Here is a 16649-nt window from a genome sequence, read left to right on the forward strand (position 1 = left end):
GCCCAGCAGCGGTTCGCAAAGCTGACGCGCTGACCGGTCCCCTGCCCCGGCTACCGATGAAATCCCTTCAACCCGCGAACCCACGAAGGGATGGGGGTAGGTTGCCAACTTCTAACTAAGGTCGTATGGGTGTGCCGGCACAGCCCCCGCGCCGAACGTGAACTGGTTGCGATTTTTCGCGCGATTTTTCGCACTGGGTTCACGCTCGGCGCAGCACAGTCCGTAATGAGGGTGGATGCCCGGCTTGCCGGCCAGCTCAGATGTTGCCGAACCCATTGCCGAATCGGCCTGCGACCGTGGCGGTGTATCCCCGCGTCTTCGTCGGCGAGAAGAGTAAACGCACAGCCGTGGAGCCGCGGCAGTCCGGCCGTGGCTGGCACGCCAACCAACTCGATTGACATGTCAATCACTAACTCGTAGCCTCGTGAAAATGCGAACCAGCGTCGCCGAGGTGTTCGGCGTCAAGTTCGCGATCTCTACGGTCAGTCGGTGTCGCGACGTCGTGGCGGCCGGGTCACGAGCGGGCGGGTTGGGCATCCTTGGCGCGGTGGCGCACAGACCAGCTCGCCCGGAGGCAGAGCCGGCTCGCATCGACGCGCAGACCGGCGGCTCTGCCGCCAGGCTCAGCGGGTCGCCGAAGGGCTACCCGCCGCTGGACGTCGCCTTCGCCCACGACGTCGGGTTGATCGCCAGCACCCTCGGTCTGGCGCCGGCCGACCCGGCAGAGCTGGCCCACTCCGACGACGGCGTCGTGGCGGCACCGGCCGACACCACGCAGCATGCGGTGCGGCATGCCGTTGCCGAGCGCGCCGATCGGCGCCGCACAGCTACCTATCCGTCAGGCAGAGGTGAACGGTTCGAAACGCCCTTCACCGCAACCGAAGTCGCCGATTTCGCCGTCTCTCTCCTCCCGCACGGCCGGCGAGCCGGGGCAGACTGAATGCGGTTCGTCATCGTCGGCGCCGGGATGGCCGGGGTGCTGGCCGCTATCACGCTGCGTGAGGCCGGGTTCACCGACGTCACGGTTTACGAGAAGGCCGACCGGCTCGGCGGGACCTGGCGGGAGAACACCTACCCCGGGATCGCCTGCGACGTGCCGGCCCACCTGTACAGCTACACGTTTGCTCCTAACCCGGAGTGGAGCCACGTGTTTGCACCCGGTGCGGAGATTCTCGCCTACTTCGAGAACGTCGCGCTCCACCACGGCGTCGACAGGCTGATCCGTTACGGTACGCAGGTGCGCCGCCTCGACTACGACGGAAATCGTTGGCGCATCGAGACATCCAACGGCGACGGCGACGAGGCCGATGTCGTCATCGCCGCCACCGGAGTGCTGCACCACCCCCGATACCCGGATATCGGGGGGCTGAACCAATTCGCCGGCAAGGTGTTCCACAGCGCCCGTTGGGATCACGATACTGCGCTGGCGGGTGCCCGCCTTGGGGTCGTGGGCACCGGATCGTCGGCCGTCCAGATCGTCGGCGCCGTCGTCGACAAAGTCGCCGAGATACGCCTCTTCCAGCGCACGCCGCAGTGGATGCTGCCGGTCGACAATCCGCCCATTGCCGAATCGGATCGTGTCCGCTACCGGGCAGATCACACGGCGCTCACCGTATTGCGGAACGAACTCAACACCAACTTCGTGGCGCACTTCGCCAATGCCGTCGTCGACGCGGATTCGTCACAACTGAAGCTGCTGCAGCAGATCTGCCAGGCCAACCTCGAGGACAACGTGAAAGATCCGCTGCTGCGCGAGAAGCTGCGGCCGGACTACCGCGTCGGCTGCAAGCGGCTGGTCGTCTCCCCCAGCTTTTACGGCGCCATTCAGCGGGCCAACGCCCACCTGGTCACCGAGCGCATCGTCCGCGTCGAGGCGCCGGGGGTGCGCACCGAAGACGATGTGCTGCACGAACTTGACGTGTTGGTGCTGGCCACCGGGTTCCGGGTGGACCGCTTCCTGCGCCCGATCGAGGTGGTCGGGCGAGGCGGCGTGCGCCTCGACGACGTATGGGCACAGCGGCCGGTCGCCTACCTGTCGGTGTCGGTGCCCGACTTTCCCAACCTGTTCATGCTCAACGGACCCAACGGGCCCGTCGGAAACTTCTCGCTGATCGACGCGGCCGAGGCTCAGATCGGCTATCTCATGCAGCTCATCGAGCTGCTGCACGGCGGCGCGATTCGCCAGATCAGCGCCACGCAGCAGGCCACGTCTCGTTTCGAGGCCGAGCGGGTGGCGGCCGCCACGAAGACGGTGTGGGTGACCGGCTGCCGCAGCTGGTACCTCGACGACCACGGCGTGCCCGCCGCGTGGCCGTGGAGCTTCGATCGCTTCCGGGACGTCATGCAGCGCCCGGCCCTGACCGACTACGAACTCGTGTAACGGCGATGGCAGCGTCGTTTCCACAGATGGCGCAACCCCACGCAACTACCGCGTCGCATCCACCAGCCCCCAGCGCAGCGCTGTCGCGCTGTCGATGGTTCGTCCGCTCAGCACCAAATACGCTGTGCGCCAACGGCCGATCCGGCGGGTGACGCTGACGGTGCCACCCGCTCCGGGAATCAGGCCCAGGCTCAGTTCGGGAAGCCCCAACACGCAATCCTGCCGGGCCGCGACGTGACCGCAAAAAGCCGCCATCTCCAGGCCGCTGCCCAGCACCTGGCCGTGCACCTCGGCCCGGCAGCGCTGACCCAGCCGCGCGGTCAGCGCGTCGAGCACCAGCGCCGGGCTGTGCCGGGTGCGGGCCAGGTGCGCGCTCACCGGATCGGCGAAGGTGCCGAATTCGGCGAGGTCTCCGCCGCTGCAGAACGACGGCCCGGCCCCGGCCAGCACCACCTCGTCGACCGATGTGTCGCACAGCGCCACGGCCAATACCTCCAATAGCGCGGCCCGGGTATCGGTGGAGAACGCGTTGTGCCGCGACCACCGGTTGAACCGGATTCTCAGCGTGTTGCCGTCGCGGTGGGCCAGCACCGGGTCGGGGATCGCGGGCACAGCCGCCGGGCTGCGTTCGGCCAGCCAGCGCGCGAACTCCGGCCCGGCCTGCAACGTCGAATACGCCAGTGACTCCGCCATCACCCCGGCCCACGCCGGAGCGTCGACGTCCACAGATCGCAACACGTCGTCGCAGACCGCCGCGGCCAGCGGCCAGCGGCTCAGCCGGGACGCCAGTTCGGCTGTGGCGGAATCGATCGAGGCGACGGTGATGACGCGGCGGTCATCGGTGTGGTCCTGACTCAGCGTGAACGTCGCGTGCTGCAACCAGTATTCGTTCGCGTCGCCGAGCGCACCGACCGCGATCACCGGACCCGACGGTGCCTCCCCGACGCCGGAGCTGGGCCCCGACACGTCGACGACGCGGTGCGTCATACCGAATACTTCTGCACCAGTTCGTGCTTGAAGAGCTTGCCGGTCTCGGTGCGCGGTAGCTGCGCCTCGAACGCGATCGACCGCGGACATTTGTAGTGCGCCAGCCGATCCCGCAGCCAGGACAGCAGCTCGCCGGCGAACTGGTCGGTGGCGTCGGCCGGGTCGACGGTCTGCACGGCCGCCTGCACGCTTTGGCCCATCTCGTCGTCGGGAACGCCGAACACCGCCGCGTCGAGCACCCTGGGGTGGGTGACCAAAAGGTTCTCGGCTTCTTGCGGATAGATGTTGACCCCGCCGGAGATGATCATGTGGTGACGGCGGTCGGTCAGATACAGGTAGCCGTCGTCGTCGAGGTAGCCGATGTCGCCGACGGTCACCCAGCCGTGCTTGTCGCGCGAGGCGGCTGTCTTGGCCGCATCGTTGAGGTATTCGAAGTCGAATCCGCCGCTGAAGTAGATCTCACCGGCCTGCCCCGGCGGCAGCTCGTCGCCGTCCTCGTCGAGGATGTGGATCTCGCAGGCCATCGGCTTGCCGACCGACCCCGGATGCGCCAGCCACTCCTGGGCGCTGATCAACGTCGACCCGATCGCCTCGGACGAGGCGTAATACTCGTCGACGATCGGCCCCCACCAGTCGATCATCTGCTTCTTGATCTCCACCGGGCACGGCGCCGCGGCATGGATCACCCGCTGCAGGCTGGATACGTCATACGAATTCCGAACGTGCTCAGGCAGTTTTAGCATCCGGGTGAACATCGCCGGGACGAACTGGCCGTGGGTGACCCGGTGGCGCGCGATGGCGTCCAGACAGCCCTCGGCGTCGAACTTCTCCATGACGACGGTGGTGATGCCGGCGGCCTGCACGCTCAACGACCACACCGACGGCGCGGTGTGGTAGAGCGGCGCGGGGCACAGGTAGACCGAATCGGGGTTCATCCAGAACCCGATCAGTGCCGACATCATGCCCGGCGCCTCGGCCGGCGAGACGTGCGGCAGTTCACGTTTGATGCCTTTAGGCCGGCCGGTGGTGCCCGACGAGTACTGCAGCAGATCGCCTTCGCGTTCGTCGTCGATCGGCGTATCCGGTTGATCGGCAACGCATTGCGGATAACGCTGCCAGCCGTCCAGGTCGTCGTCGGCGATCATCAGAAGCTCGGGCAGGCCGGACGGCAGATTCAGATACTGCCCGAGGTCCTCGCACGTCTTGCGCAGCGCGGCCGAACCGATGATCGCTTTGGCCGCGCTGTTGTCGACGATATAGGCCGCCTCGGCCGCGGTCAGGTGGGTGTTGATCGGCACGTAGTACAGGCCGCTGCGCCGGGCAGCCCACATGACCGCCTGGATGTGCTCGTTGTTCTCCATCAGGATCGCGACGACGTCGCCCTCGGCCAGGCCGGCCCACCGGAAGAAGTGCGCCAGCCGGTTAGCGCGGGCCTCCAGTTCGCCGAAGGTGACGACGGTTCCGGAGGGGTAGAGGATGACCGCGGGCTTGTCCGGGTTTTTTCCCGAGCCGAGATGTTCGCGAATCTGCATGCGCCGACTGTACCGCCGTCGAACTTGACGGGTGTCAAAAGGTCGGGCGGCCCGCGCCCGGTGGAGCGCTACCGCGACGCCAACCGCTCGACCGGCTGATGCGGCGGACCGCCGTGCCGCTTGGCGCGGGCGACGAACGGCGCCAACAATGTTGGCCCGAGCCGGCTGCGGTTGTACCCGAGCGCCACCACCGTCACCACCGCGTAGACCGCGCACAGCAGCAGGCGACCATCGGTCGAGGTGATGCCGAACTGAACGGCGAACAGCGTCAGCAGCATCCACGCCGCGCCGCGGCCGAACCGCAGACCCAGCACCATTGCGACGCCCATGAGGGTCTGCACGGCGGTGAGCAGAACTTCCTCGACCTGTCGCCCGTCGAGCCGCAGCGACGTGCCGCCGCCACCGAGCATGAACGCGACCGGCAGCGATCCCACCAGCAACGTCCACTGGTTGACCTTCGACGAGATCAAAGTCGCGATCGCAACACCGCTCTTGCCGCGCGCGGCGAAGATGATCGCGATGATGAACTCGGGCGCCTCCGAGGCCAACGGGGCCAGCCATTGCACCAGCAGGAAACGATCGACACCCAGCTGCGTGCCCGCGTCGATCAGGCTCTCGGCGAACGGTTTCGCGCACGTCACGATCACCAGCGCGGCGAGCACGAACAGTCCCGCGACCGCCGTCCGGCGGGTACGGCCGGGCAGCTCACCCAGGGCCGCGGCCACGCCGACCAGTTCGGGCTCTTCGACGTCGCCGCGGCTCAGCCGGTACAGGTAGAAACCGAACCAGGCCAGCAACGCCGCCCCGAAGCCGATGTGGATGCGCCCGCTGACGGGTATGACGAACGCCGCAACGCCGGCGATCAGCAGGAAGCCGATCTCCACCCGGTTACTCGGGTCCAGCGCCAGCGGACCCGCGCGGCGCCCGGCGGACCTGCGCGCCACCAGCGCCCCGACCAACACCACGACCGGCCACCCGACACCCATCAGCAGCCGGTTCGATCCGGTCATGTTCGCCGCGGCGTACTGCGTGTACTCGGGTGCGCGGCCGGCGGTGTAGGCGTAGTACAGGTCGACCGCGTACTCGGGCAGCACCGCGATCACCGCCAGCACCGCGATCGCCAGGCCGCCGGCCACGTCGATCTGGGCCGCCTCCGCCGCCCACGCCAGCAGGAAGCTGGCCGCCACCACCGCGGCGCCGTAGGTCAGCAGCTCCACCGCGGGATCGGGGTGCAGGCCGGCGACGCGCAGCACCACAGCGGTGCAGACCACCACCGCGATCACCGCCAGTGGGCGGATCAGCCGTCGAGCAGGCGATCGTCCCGCTGTGGTGACGAAGCTTGACGCAGGCCATGCCTCTCCCAACGACATGCCTCTCCCAACGCCGTCCTTCTCAGCCGCCGAAAACATCTGCGGCCGTAGCGACGCTACCCCGACCTGCCGGTCGTCAGCAACGTAGAACGCCGCCTGACACGTAGTGCGTTTGGTATCAAATTTCCTGATCAGAGCACACGAAAAAGAGAGTCAGGCGATCCAATAAATCTATTTTGGCAAACCGGACGAGGCGCCGTGAGGCACCAGGCCCGTGAGGCACCGGGCCCGAGAGGCACCGGGCCCTGAGGCATCGGGCCCTGGCGCGCAAGCCCGTCAGTCGGCGTCGGCGAACCGCTGTTTGAGCGCCGCGAACTCGTCCCTGACGCCGGTGGGCAGCTTGTCGCCGACGAACTCGAACCACTCCTCGATCATCGACAGTTCGTCGCGCCACTCACCGGTGTCGACCGCCAGCGCCTGCTCCACGTCGGCGGCGTCGACGGCGAGCCCGTCCAGGTCCAGGTCCTCGACGGCGGGCACGATGCCGATCGGGGTGTCGCGGCCGCCGGCGTTCTGTTCGATGCGGTCGACGATCCACTTGAGCACCCGGCTGTTCTCACCGAATCCCGGCCACAAGAACCTGCCGCCCTCGCCGCGGCGGAACCAGTTGACGAAGAACACCTTGGGCAGCTTGGACTCGTCGGAATTCTTGCCCAGGTCGATCCAGTGCTGGAAGTAGTCGCCGATGTTGTAGCCGCAGAACGGGAGCATCGCCATCGGGTCGCGCCGCACGGCGCCGACCTTGCCCTCGGCGGCCGCTGTCTGCTCGCTGCCCATGGTGGCTCCCATGAACACCCCGTGCTGCCAGTCCCGGGCCTGCGTCACCAGCGGCACCGTGGTCTTGCGGCGGGCGCCGAACAGAATCCCCGAGATCGGCACGCCCTGCGGATCGTCCCACTCCGGCGCCAGGATGGGGCACTGCGACATCGGCGTGCAGTACCGCGAATTCGGATGTGCCGCTGTGGTTTCCGTCTCGCGGAAGTACCAGTCACGACCCTTCCAGTCGATGAGGTGCTGCGGGTCGCCCTCCAAGCCCTCCCACCACACGGAGCCGTCGTCGGTGAGCGCGACGTTGGTGAACACGGTGTTGCCGGCGGCGATGGTGCGCATCGCGTTGGGGTTGGAGCTCCAGTTGGTGCCGGGCGCCACCCCGAAGAAGCCGAACTCCGGGTTGACCGCGTACAGCCGGCCGTCCTGGCCGAACCGCATCCAGGCGATGTCGTCGCCGAGCGTTTCGGCGCGCCAGCCCGGGATCGTCGGCTGCAGCATCGCCAGGTTCGTCTTGCCGCACGCCGACGGGAACGCCGCGGCGAAGTAGTAGGCCTTGTTCTGCGGGGAGATCAGTTTGAGGATCAGCATGTGCTCGGCCAGCCAGCCCTCGTCGCGGGCCATCGCCGAGGCGATCCGCAGCGAGTAGCACTTCTTGCCCAGCAGCGCGTTGCCGCCGTAACCCGAGCCGTAGCTCCAGATCTCGCGGGTTTCGGGGAAGTGGGTGATGTACTTGGTGTCGTTGCAGGGCCACGGCACGTCCTGTTGGCCGGGCTGCAGCGGGGCGCCGACCGAGTGCAGCGCCTTGACGAAGAATCCGTCGTCACCCATCTTCTCCAGGGCGGCCCTGCCCATCCGGGTCATCACCCTCATCGAGACCACGACGTACTCGGAGTCGGTGATCTCCACGCCCAGCTTGGGGTCCTCGGCGCCCAGCGGACCCATGCAGAACGGCACCACCCACATGGTTCGGCCACGCATGCATCCGCGGTACAGCTCGGTCAGGGTCGACCGCATCTGCGCCGGGTCCATCCAGTTGTTGGTCGGTCCGGCGTCGATCTCGCGCTGCGAGCAGATGAACGTCCGCGACTCCACCCGCGCCACGTCGGACGGGTCGGAGCATGCCAGGTAGGATTCCGGGTACTTCTCCGGGTTGAGCCGCGTGAACGTGCCCGCCTCGACCAGCTGGTCGGTCAGCCGCTGCCACTCCTCGTCGGAGCCGTCGGCGAAGACCACCCGGTCCGGCTCGGTGAGCTCGGCCACCTCCGCCACCCAGGACAGCAGGCCCTGGTGGTTCGTCGGAGCGGTATCCAGACCGGGAACGGTCGCTGAGGTCATCGAAATCTCCTGCACTCTACCTGCGTGGAGGCCGCGTCGTCGGTTCCGAGCGGCCGTATTCGACCAGGTGGCTTTGCGGTTGCTCTGACATACAGGTTATCGCGGATGCCATGAGCCGGATGGCGCGGGTCGCGACAGGCCGGATTGCGCCTCACCCGGCTCACCCAGCTCGACGAGCACCGCGTCGAGGGCGGCCCGCAGGGCCGGCGTCTCCCGGTCGAGCAGCCCTGCGGCGCGCGCGCCGGCGGCGGCGTGCTCGCGCAGCTCCGCGTCGATGACGGCGATCTGCTCGGCGACCTGCTCGTTCTCGGCCTCGTCCCGGTCGCCGAGAGCGGCACCGAACACCGACTCGGCGGCCAGCACCCGAATGGCCACCAGCTGCTCGACCGCCGCGCGCAACGACCCGATCACCTCGCCCACCCAGCGGTCGAGCAGCGCGCGGTCGGCCAACAGGCTGCGGGCGCCGACCACCCACACGGTCAGGGCCAACCCGACCGCCAGGCACGCGACGAACCCGGCTGTGGTCAACCCGGGAGCCAGGTTGACCAACAGCCGGGACAGCGTCAACGCCGCACCGAGCCCGAACGCGGCACCCAGCAGCAGCATCAGCCGGCTTTCCAGCTTCCGCTTCTGCAGCAGCGGAGCGCCGACGTCGATCCGCGGCAGCGCGGCGACCGGCGGCGCGGCGACCGGCAACCCGAGCGCCCGCGCCACGTCGGCGAGCCGGGCGGTGGTGGCGTCGTCCACGTCGGCAACGACGTCGCCGACACGGCGGCGGGTGTGGGCCGCGAAACCGGGCAGCGTGGCACGGGTGGCGGCGGCGGCGTCCTCGGCCAGCTCCGATCGCACCGCGGCACAGCGATTGCGGGCGACATAGGACAACTGCACGCGGGCCTGCTGGAGGTGGCCGCGCAGCGCGGCCGCGCGCTCGGAGCTGCCCCGCCGTCGCCGGCGCAGCAGGGTGTCGCGCCGCCCGCGTAACACCTCGACCCGGGTGCAGCCGACCGCGTCGCGCTGGTGTCGGCGGGCACGCGCCCGCAGTTGCGACTCCCACGCCCGCAGCCTGTTCCGGCGGGCGATGGCGGGGTCGCCGAGCTGTCCGGTGAGCGCAGCGATCAGATCGTCTACCCGCGGCTCGCCGCCCGCGGGCGCCGCCGCCGCGCCCACCCACGCCACGCCGCGGTAGCGCGGCGCGTGGGCGGTCAGGGCGGCACGGTTCGCGTCCAGCGTGTCGCGCCAGTTGCGGTGCACGTCGATCTTGGACACCACGCCGATCACCACGTCGGTGTCCTGCGCCACCGCGTCGAGCAGCGCGCGGTCGGATCCGGTGAGCTCGGCGGCCGCCGAGACCACGAACACCACAGCTGTCGGCGCTTCGCCGGCTGCCAGGCCGGCCGGCTCGACGAACGACCGATCCGGCAGCCGGTCGCGCAGGACGGCGGCCACGCTGCTGACCCCGGCCAGCCACGGGCCGGCGACCAGCACCACGTCGCGGCGCCGGGCCACCGGCGCGCCGAGCCGCGGACCGATCGCCGCGACCATCGCGTCCACCGCGGTCACGGCGTCGGTCACGGTGACCGCATCGCCTTCGACCAGCACCGCAGCGAGCCCCGGACGATGTCGGCGCCGCACGCGCGGGGCACACCGGCCACCGGCGCGTCGCGCCGCTGCTGCCAGGCCGCGGCGCGGCGCAGATGCGCCGCCGGGCTGTCCCCCGGGCCCGTGTCCAGGCCGGCTGCCTGGGCGACGTCCAGCGCGGCGCGCATCCGCGCGATCACCGCCTCGTCGCTGCGCAGAAAATCGCCGGCCCGGCGATCGGTGACGGCCAGGGCCTCCAGTTCGACGGCGGCGTCGCGCACGCGCTGGTAGCGCACCGGCGCGGCGCAGACGCTGATCTTGTCGACGACAGCGTCGACGCGGCTGAGAAACCTCAGCAGCGCACGCGTCCGCTCGGGCGACATGCCGCGCCGGATCGCGGCCGTCGCCACCGTGACGCCGAACAGGTCCAGGGTGTCCAGCAGCCGTCGCCGCTGCTCGCCCGGCACCGGATGGTTCGCCCCGACGAACCGCTCCGGGCAACTGAGGTCCGCAGCCCGGGCAGCCAGGCCCCGCAGGGCCGCCCACACGGTGTCGTCCAACACGGTGTCGTCCAGCGCGGCGACCGCGAGCAGCCCGGCCATCGGCTCGGTCGGCACCCCGGCGAGCGCGGCGATGCGGGCGCCGTGGGTCGCTACTGCGCCTGCCGGGCCGCCGATCAGGTCCGCCTTGGTCAGCACCGCCAGCACCGGATGCCGCGCCGCCGCGATGGCGGCCCGATCCTCGGGCTTGACCACCTCGGCGAGGACGTAGACCTGCATGTCGGCGCCGTCCGGCGCTGACGCCGACGCGACCCCGGCCGCGGCGAGGGCCCGCGCGACGGTGCCGCGGCCCACCCCGCGGCGTCCGGCGACGGCCACCCGCACCGGCGCGGTCAGCCGTCGCGCGATCGCCGCCCATCGGGCGTCGTCGCAGTCGCCGGCACATCGTGCCAGCTCGTCGGCGAAAATGTCGGCGAAAATCTGGTGCCCCTGTCCGCTCACGTCCCGCCTGCCGGGTCCGCCGTTGCCCCGGTCGCCGGGCAGGGCGTGTCGGCAGGGCGTGTCGGCATAGTGGCATCCCTGACGGCGGGACGCGAGCCACCGCAGCCGGCCGAAGGCAACTGTTGGGTATCAATCTGCACCGCGATCGGCTACACCATGAGTTGATGGGTGACGATGAACGGATGCGTGCGCAGACCCGGGCGGACACGGCGCGTCCGCCCCAGCCCGACGCGGCTGCGCCGCACACCGCCGGTTACCGCCGGACCACCAGTTTCCGGACCCGCCGGTCGGCGCTGTCGGGTGCGCAGCAGCAGACCTGGGACCGGCTGTGGCCCCGACTGGGTGCGGCGGCCCGCGGTGCCGACGGCCGGCCGGCGAAGCTCGACGTGCGCGCCTGGTTCGGCCGCGACGCTCCGCTCGTGCTTGAAATCGGCTGCGGCACAGGCACGTCGACGCTCGCGATGGCCCAATCCGAGCCGGACGCGAACGTCATCGCGGTGGACGTCTACCGACGCGGGCTGGCGCAGCTGCTGTGCGCGGCCGAGCGGGCCGGCGTCGGCAACATCCGACTGGTCCGCGGCGACGCCGTCGACGTGCTGGATCACCTGATCGAGCCGGGGTCGCTGAGCGGGGTGCGGGTGTTCTTCCCCGACCCGTGGCCGAAGGCCCGCCACCACAAGCGGCGACTGCTGCAACCCGACACCGTCGCCCTGATCGCCGACCGGCTGCGCCCCGGCGGGGTGCTGCACGCCGCGACCGACCATCCGGGTTACGCCGCGCAGATCGCCGAAGCGGGCGATGCCGAGCCACGGCTGTCGCGAATCGATCCCGGTAGCCGGCCGCTGCCGGTGTCGGTGACACGCCCGGCGACCAAGTACGAGGCCAAGGCGCGCGACGCGGGCAGCGTCGTCACCGACCTGCTGTGGGAGAGGCGCCGGCCGTGAGCCTCACCGGCCACGCCGCGTCGACAGCCTTCCCGGCGACGCCGGAGTCGGTCGCCCCGACGACAACGGCGGGCGAGCCGGGCGGCGTCGGGCCGACCGGTCGGCGGGTGCTGCTGGTGTGGGACGCACCCAACCTCGACATGGGCCTGGGGTCCATCCTGGGACGCCGGCCGACCGCGCTGGAGCGCCCCCGCTTCGACGCGCTGGGCCGCTGGCTGCTGGCCCGCACCGCCGACGTCGCGGCCGGCAGTCCGGACGTGTCGGCCGAGCCCGAGGCCGCCGTGTTCACCAACATCGCGCCCGGCAGCGCCGACGTGGTCCGGCCCTGGGTGGACGCGCTGCGCAACGTCGGGTTCGCGGTCTTCGCCAAACCCAAGATCGACGAGGACAGCGACATCGACAGCGACATGCTCGCGCACATCGCGTTGCGGCGCGCGGAGGGGCTGGCGGCGCTGGTGGTGGCTTCCGCCGACGGCCAGGCCTTCCGCGATCCGCTGGAGGGAATCGCCGGCGACGGGGTCCCCGTCCACGTGCTCGGATTTCGTGAACACGCGAGTTGGGCGCTAACGTCGGATACCTTGGACTTCGTCGACCTGGAGGACATCGCGGGCGTCTTCCGGGAGCCGCTTCCGCGAATCGGGCTGGATTCGCTGCCCGACCAGGGAGCTTGGCTGCAGCCGTTCCGGCCGCTGTCCGCGCTACTGCACTCGCGTGTGTGACACTGGGAAACCGATGCGCGGGTCGCCACAGATTCAGTAAGGAGCTCACGTGTTCGCCTGGTGGGGTCGAACTGTCTACCGCTACCGATACGTGGTAATCGCGGTCATGGTGGCGCTGTGCCTGGGTGGCGGCATCTTCGGACTGAGTCTGGGCAAGCACGTCACCCAGGGCGGACTCTACGACGGCGACAGTCAGTCGGTGAAGGCGTCGATCCTCGGCGACGAGGTGTACGGCCGCGACCGCACCAGCCACATTGTGGCGGTGTTCACCGCGCCCAAAGGCGCGACCGTCGACGACAAGCGGTGGTTCGACAGCGTCAAAGACAGTCTCAACAGGGTCAAAAAAGACCACCCGAAGCAGGTGCTCAGCTGGGTGGGTTACTTCACCAACCCCGAAGCGCTGCGTACCATGGCCGACGCCGACAAGCGGCACGCCTTCGCCTCGATCCAGCTCAAGGGCGACGACGACGACACCATCCTCAACAACTACAAGGACGTCGAGCCGAGCCTGCAGAAACTCGACGGCGGCAAGGTCGAACTCGCCGGCTTGGAGCCCATAGTCGGGGCATTGACCGGCACCATCGCCACCGACCAGAAGCGAATGGAAGTCCTGGCCCTGCCGCTGGTGGCGGTGGTGCTGTTCTTCGTGTTCGGCGGGGTGATCGCCGCCGGCCTACCGGTGATGGTCGGCGGCCTGAGCATCGCCGGTGCGTGGGGCATCCTGCGGTTCGTCTCCCTGTTCGGGCCGGTGAACTTCTTCGCCCAGCCTGTCATCAGCATGGTCGGTCTCGGGATCGCCATCGACTACGGCCTGTTCGTGGTGAGCCGGTTCCGCGAGGAGATCGCCGAAGGCTACGACACCGAGGCCGCGGTGCGGCGCTCGGTGATGACGGCCGGGCGCACGGTGGCGTTCTCGGCGGTGCTGATCATGGTGTCGAGCGCCAGCCTGCTGCTGTTGCCCCAGGAGTTCGTGAAGTCGCTGACCTATGCGATATTCGCCGCGGTCGGCCTGGCGGCGGTGTTGTCGATCACGCTGTTGCCGGCCTGCCTGGGCGTGCTGGGCCACCATGTCGACGCGCTCGGGGTGCGAACCCTGTTCCGGGTGCCGTTCCTGCGCAACTGGTGGCTGTCGAACCGCATCATCAGTTGGTTCGCCGAGAAGACGCAGAAGACCAAGACCCGCGAGGAGGTCGAGGCCGGGTTCTGGGGCAAGCTGGTCAACTTCGTGATGAAGCGGCCGATGGTGTTCGCCCTGCCGATCGTGATCGCGATGATCTTGTTGATCATTCCACTGGGGAAGCTGTCCTTCGGCGGTATGAGCGAAAAGTACCTGCCACCAGACAATGCGGCCCGGGTCGCACAGGAGCAGTTCGACCAGATCTTCCCCGGATTCCGGACCGAGCAGCTGACGCTGGTCATCGCGTCCGACAGCGGCAAGGACGTCACCAACCAGCAGGTCGCCGAGGTCCGCAACAGGGCGATGGCGATCGGCGGGTTCGTCGAGCCGGACAACAACCCCGCCGACATGTGGAAGGAACGTCCCGAGCTGCCCGGCGCGTCTAAGAGCAAGTCGGTGCGGGTGATCGAGAACGGGCTGATCCACCGCAACGACGCCGCGCAGAAGATCAAAGAACTGCGGGCGATCCCCGCACCCAAGGGGCTCGACCTACTGGTCGGCGGCACGCCCGCGCTCGAGCAGGACTCGATTCACGCCCTGTCCGCCAAGGCTCCGCTGATGCTGGTGATCCTGCTCACCACCACCACGCTGTTGATGTTCCTGGCGTTCGGGTCGGTGGTGCTGCCGTTGAAAGCCGCGGTGATGAGCACCCTGACCCTCGGCTCCACGATGGGCATCCTGACCTGGATCTTCATCGACGGACACGGCGCCGGACTGTTGAATTTCACGCCGACACCGCTGATGGTGGTGATCATCGCTTTGATTGTCGCGGTGGGCTACGGCTTGGCCACCGACTACGAGGTGTTCCTGGTCTCCCGGATGGTGGAGGCGCGCGAATCCGGGGTGTCCACCTCGGAGGCGATCCGGATCGGCACGGCGACCACCGGGCGGCTGATCACCGCGGCCGCACTGATCATGGCCGTGGTCGCCGCCTCGTTTGTGTTCTCCGACCTGGTGATGATGAAGTATCTGGCGTTCGGTCTGATGGCGGCGCTGCTGCTGGACGCCACGGTGGTCCGGATGTTCCTGGTGCCCTCGCTGATGAAGCTGCTCGGCGACGACTGCTGGTGGGCGCCGCGCTGGATGAAACGGCTGCAGAACCGCATCGGGCTCGGCGAGATCCGGCTGCCCGACGAACGCAAGCGCCCGGCGGTCCGCCGGACCCCACCGTCCGCGCCGGCGCCGCGCGGTCCCGTTCCCGCGAAACCGCGGGCGCCGCACCAGCCCACCCATCCCCCCGCACCGATCGCCGCCCCTCCCCGCACGCCGCCACGACCGGCTGCTCGGGACGCGCAGTCGACCGCCGGTAGCACCCGGACGCGGGCGGCGACGCCGGCCGAAACACCGGCGACAGACCGCCTCAAGCCGGCACCGACAGCCCCAACGGCACCGCCGCCCCGCGACGACCGCGAAATCGAGTCGTGGCTCAACAACCTGCGCGAGTCGAAGCCGAATGACCGTCCCGCCGGGTCTGGGCCCACCGACGAGGACGACGCCACCACCGCCCTGCCGGCCGCGCCCGGAACGGACGACCCCGACCTCGCCACGGAAAAACTGAATGCCCGCGGACGCAACACCGCCGCCGACCGGACCCGGCAACGCCGCGGCAGCGGCCTCAGCGCCCAGGATTTGCTGCGCCGCGAGGGGCGGTTCTAACTGCCCTCGACGCTGTCCGGTTCAGCGCGGATGACCGGCTCACCGGCGACCCCTTGCGCCGCCGCCTCGGCCACGGGATCCGGCGCCAGCAGCACCCGGAAGGCGTTGTTGAAGAACGCGACCGTCGGAACCGCCAGCAGCGCGCCGACGATCCCGGCAAGCACGCCGCCGGCCGAGATCGCCAACACCACCGCCAACGGGTGGATCGACACCGCCCGGCCCATCACCAGCGGCTGCAGAATGTGCGCCTCGAGCTGGTTGACCGCGATGATCACACCCAGCGTGAAAAGCGCGTAGACGAAGCCCTTGGCGAGCAGCGCCACCACCACAGCCAGGAAGCCGCTGATCACCGCACCCACCAGTGGGATGAACGCGCCCAGGAACACCAGCGACGCGAGCGGGAGCGCCAGCGGCACAGCCATGATCGCCAGGCCGGTGCCCACCCCGGCGGCGTCGACCAGCGCTACCAGGAAGGTGGCGCGCACGTAGCCGATCAGCGACGCGTATCCGGCGCAGCCGGCCTCGCGGACCCGATCACGCGCGCCGGCGGGGACGATCTTGGTGACGTACTGCCAGATGTGGCGGCCCCCGTAGAGGAAGAAGATCAGGGTGAACACCATCAGCAGTGCCGCGGTGACCAGCTCGGTGATGGTCGCGGCGGTCGACAGCGCCCCGCTGGTCAACTTCGCCTGATTGTTGCGCAGCGCCTGGATCGCCGCGTCGCCCGCGTTGTCGATCTGCTGGGGGCTCAGGTGCGCCGGGCCGTGGATCAGCCATCGGCGGGTCGAGTCGATGCTGCGACTGACCTGCTCGACCACGTCCGGCAAACCGACGACGAACTGGCTGACGACGAACGTCAGGATGCCGCCCAGAATCGTGAAACCGGTCAGCAGCACCAGCGCCACCGCGCCGGCGCGCGGCGCGCCCCGCCGGTCCAGCCAGTCCACCGCCGGCACCAGCAGCGCGCTCAGCATCAAGGCCAGCAGCACCGGCACGACGATGATTTCCAGCCGCTGGATCACCCATAGCAGGGCCACCACCGCGGCCAGGATGACCAGCAGCCGCCAGGACCAGGCCGCCGCCTTGCGGACGATGGGTTCCACGGCCTCGTCGCCGCGGGTTGCCGCCATTGGTAGTCAGGGGCGCGGTGTCTGCAGTGCAGACCCGTTTCCCCATCCCCCTTTCAATCCGTGCATGCG

The 16649-nt window shown here is 69.4% G+C and carries 10 protein-coding genes and 2 pseudogenes; 5 read left to right on the plus strand and 7 right to left on the minus strand.

Annotated elements, in window-relative coordinates; translation table 11 throughout:
- Nucleotides 1-430: 430 nt before the first annotated feature.
- Nucleotides 431-802, plus strand: a pseudogene (locus tag ABDW21_RS12355) (nitronate monooxygenase); the annotation flags it as partial.
- 138 nt (nucleotides 803-940) lie between these two features.
- The gene (locus tag ABDW21_RS12360; protein ID WP_343601937.1) at nucleotides 941-2380 is read left to right on the plus strand and encodes an NAD(P)/FAD-dependent oxidoreductase; all 1440 of its coding nucleotides are present in this window, start codon (nucleotides 941-943) and stop codon (nucleotides 2378-2380) included.
- Nucleotides 2381-2425: 45 nt separating this feature from the next.
- On the opposite strand, the gene ABDW21_RS12365 is transcribed toward ABDW21_RS12360, so the two are convergent.
- The 6 genes from ABDW21_RS12365 to ABDW21_RS12390 all read right to left on the minus strand — a co-directional run bounded on the left by ABDW21_RS12365 (nucleotide 2426) and on the right by ABDW21_RS12390 (nucleotide 10954).
- Nucleotides 2426-3367 carry an enoyl-CoA hydratase/isomerase family protein gene (locus tag ABDW21_RS12365; RefSeq protein WP_343601936.1) on the minus strand — a complete coding sequence of 314 codons (942 nt, stop codon included), beginning with the start codon at nucleotides 3365-3367 and terminating at the stop codon, nucleotides 2426-2428.
- A complete protein-coding gene (gene fadD4, locus ABDW21_RS12370; RefSeq protein ID WP_343601934.1) occupies nucleotides 3364-4899 on the minus strand; it encodes a fatty-acid--CoA ligase FadD4 in 1536 nt (511 codons plus the stop codon). The genes ABDW21_RS12365 and fadD4 overlap by 4 nt, the downstream gene beginning before the upstream one ends.
- 68 nt (nucleotides 4900-4967) lie before the next feature.
- The gene (locus ABDW21_RS12375; RefSeq protein WP_343601933.1) at nucleotides 4968-6269 is read right to left on the minus strand and encodes a sodium:proton exchanger; all 1302 of its coding nucleotides are present in this window, start codon (nucleotides 6267-6269) and stop codon (nucleotides 4968-4970) included.
- Nucleotides 6270-6545: 276 nt separating this feature from the next.
- Entirely contained in the window at nucleotides 6546-8375 is a 1830-nt protein-coding gene (locus ABDW21_RS12380) for a phosphoenolpyruvate carboxykinase (GTP) (RefSeq protein ID WP_343601932.1), read from the minus strand.
- Nucleotides 8376-8471: 96 nt separating this feature from the next.
- On the minus strand, nucleotides 8472-9917 hold the full coding sequence (locus ABDW21_RS12385; protein WP_343601939.1) for a hypothetical protein: 1446 nt from the start codon (nucleotides 9915-9917) through the stop codon (nucleotides 8472-8474).
- A 26-nt stretch (nucleotides 9918-9943) separates the two neighbouring features.
- Nucleotides 9944-10954 carry a hypothetical protein gene (locus ABDW21_RS12390; protein ID WP_343601938.1) on the minus strand — a complete coding sequence of 337 codons (1011 nt, stop codon included), beginning with the start codon at nucleotides 10952-10954 and terminating at the stop codon, nucleotides 9944-9946.
- 164 nt (nucleotides 10955-11118) lie between these two features.
- On the opposite strand from ABDW21_RS12390, the gene trmB reads away from it, so the two are divergent.
- The 3 genes and pseudogenes from trmB to ABDW21_RS12405 all read left to right on the plus strand — a co-directional run bounded on the left by trmB (nucleotide 11119) and on the right by ABDW21_RS12405 (nucleotide 15450).
- Nucleotides 11119-11898, plus strand: coding sequence for a tRNA (guanosine(46)-N7)-methyltransferase TrmB (gene trmB / locus ABDW21_RS12395; protein ID WP_343601931.1), 780 nt, complete (start codon nucleotides 11119-11121; stop codon nucleotides 11896-11898).
- A gap of 104 nt (nucleotides 11899-12002) precedes the next feature.
- Nucleotides 12003-12617 (plus strand): annotated as a pseudogene (locus ABDW21_RS12400) (NYN domain-containing protein); the annotation flags it as partial.
- 49 nt (nucleotides 12618-12666) lie between these two features.
- On the plus strand, nucleotides 12667-15450 hold the full coding sequence (locus ABDW21_RS12405) for an MMPL family transporter (RefSeq protein ID WP_343601929.1): 2784 nt from the start codon (nucleotides 12667-12669) through the stop codon (nucleotides 15448-15450).
- Here ABDW21_RS12405 and ABDW21_RS12410 read toward each other — a convergent pair.
- Nucleotides 15447-16580, minus strand: coding sequence for an AI-2E family transporter (locus tag ABDW21_RS12410; RefSeq protein ID WP_343601927.1), 1134 nt, complete (start codon nucleotides 16578-16580; stop codon nucleotides 15447-15449). The genes ABDW21_RS12405 and ABDW21_RS12410 overlap by 4 nt on opposite strands.
- Nucleotides 16581-16649 lie beyond the last annotated feature (69 nt).

The sequence above is a fragment of the Mycobacterium sp. genome (assembly GCF_039583805.1).
In the GTDB taxonomy this organism is placed as follows: domain Bacteria; phylum Actinomycetota; class Actinomycetes; order Mycobacteriales; family Mycobacteriaceae; genus Mycobacterium.

What these genes read in the sequence shown, in the direction of transcription:
- ABDW21_RS12360 (WP_343601937.1), top strand. Translation starts at nt 941, where the DNA reads ATGCGGTTCGTCATCGTCGGCGCCGGGATGGCCGGGGTGCTGGCCGCT.
- ABDW21_RS12365 (WP_343601936.1), bottom strand. Translation starts at nt 3,367, where the DNA reads ATGACGCACCGCGTCGTCGACGTGTCGGGGCCCAGCTCCGGCGTCGGG.
- fadD4 (WP_343601934.1), bottom strand. Translation starts at nt 4,899, where the DNA reads ATGCAGATTCGCGAACATCTCGGCTCGGGAAAAAACCCGGACAAGCCC.
- ABDW21_RS12375 (WP_343601933.1), bottom strand. Translation starts at nt 6,269, where the DNA reads ATGTCGTTGGGAGAGGCATGGCCTGCGTCAAGCTTCGTCACCACAGCG.
- ABDW21_RS12380 (WP_343601932.1), bottom strand. Translation starts at nt 8,375, where the DNA reads ATGACCTCAGCGACCGTTCCCGGTCTGGATACCGCTCCGACGAACCAC.
- ABDW21_RS12385 (WP_343601939.1), bottom strand. Translation starts at nt 9,917, where the DNA reads ATGGTCGCGGCGATCGGTCCGCGGCTCGGCGCGCCGGTGGCCCGGCGC.
- trmB (WP_343601931.1), top strand. Translation starts at nt 11,119, where the DNA reads ATGGGTGACGATGAACGGATGCGTGCGCAGACCCGGGCGGACACGGCG.
- ABDW21_RS12410 (WP_343601927.1), bottom strand. Translation starts at nt 16,580, where the DNA reads ATGGCGGCAACCCGCGGCGACGAGGCCGTGGAACCCATCGTCCGCAAG.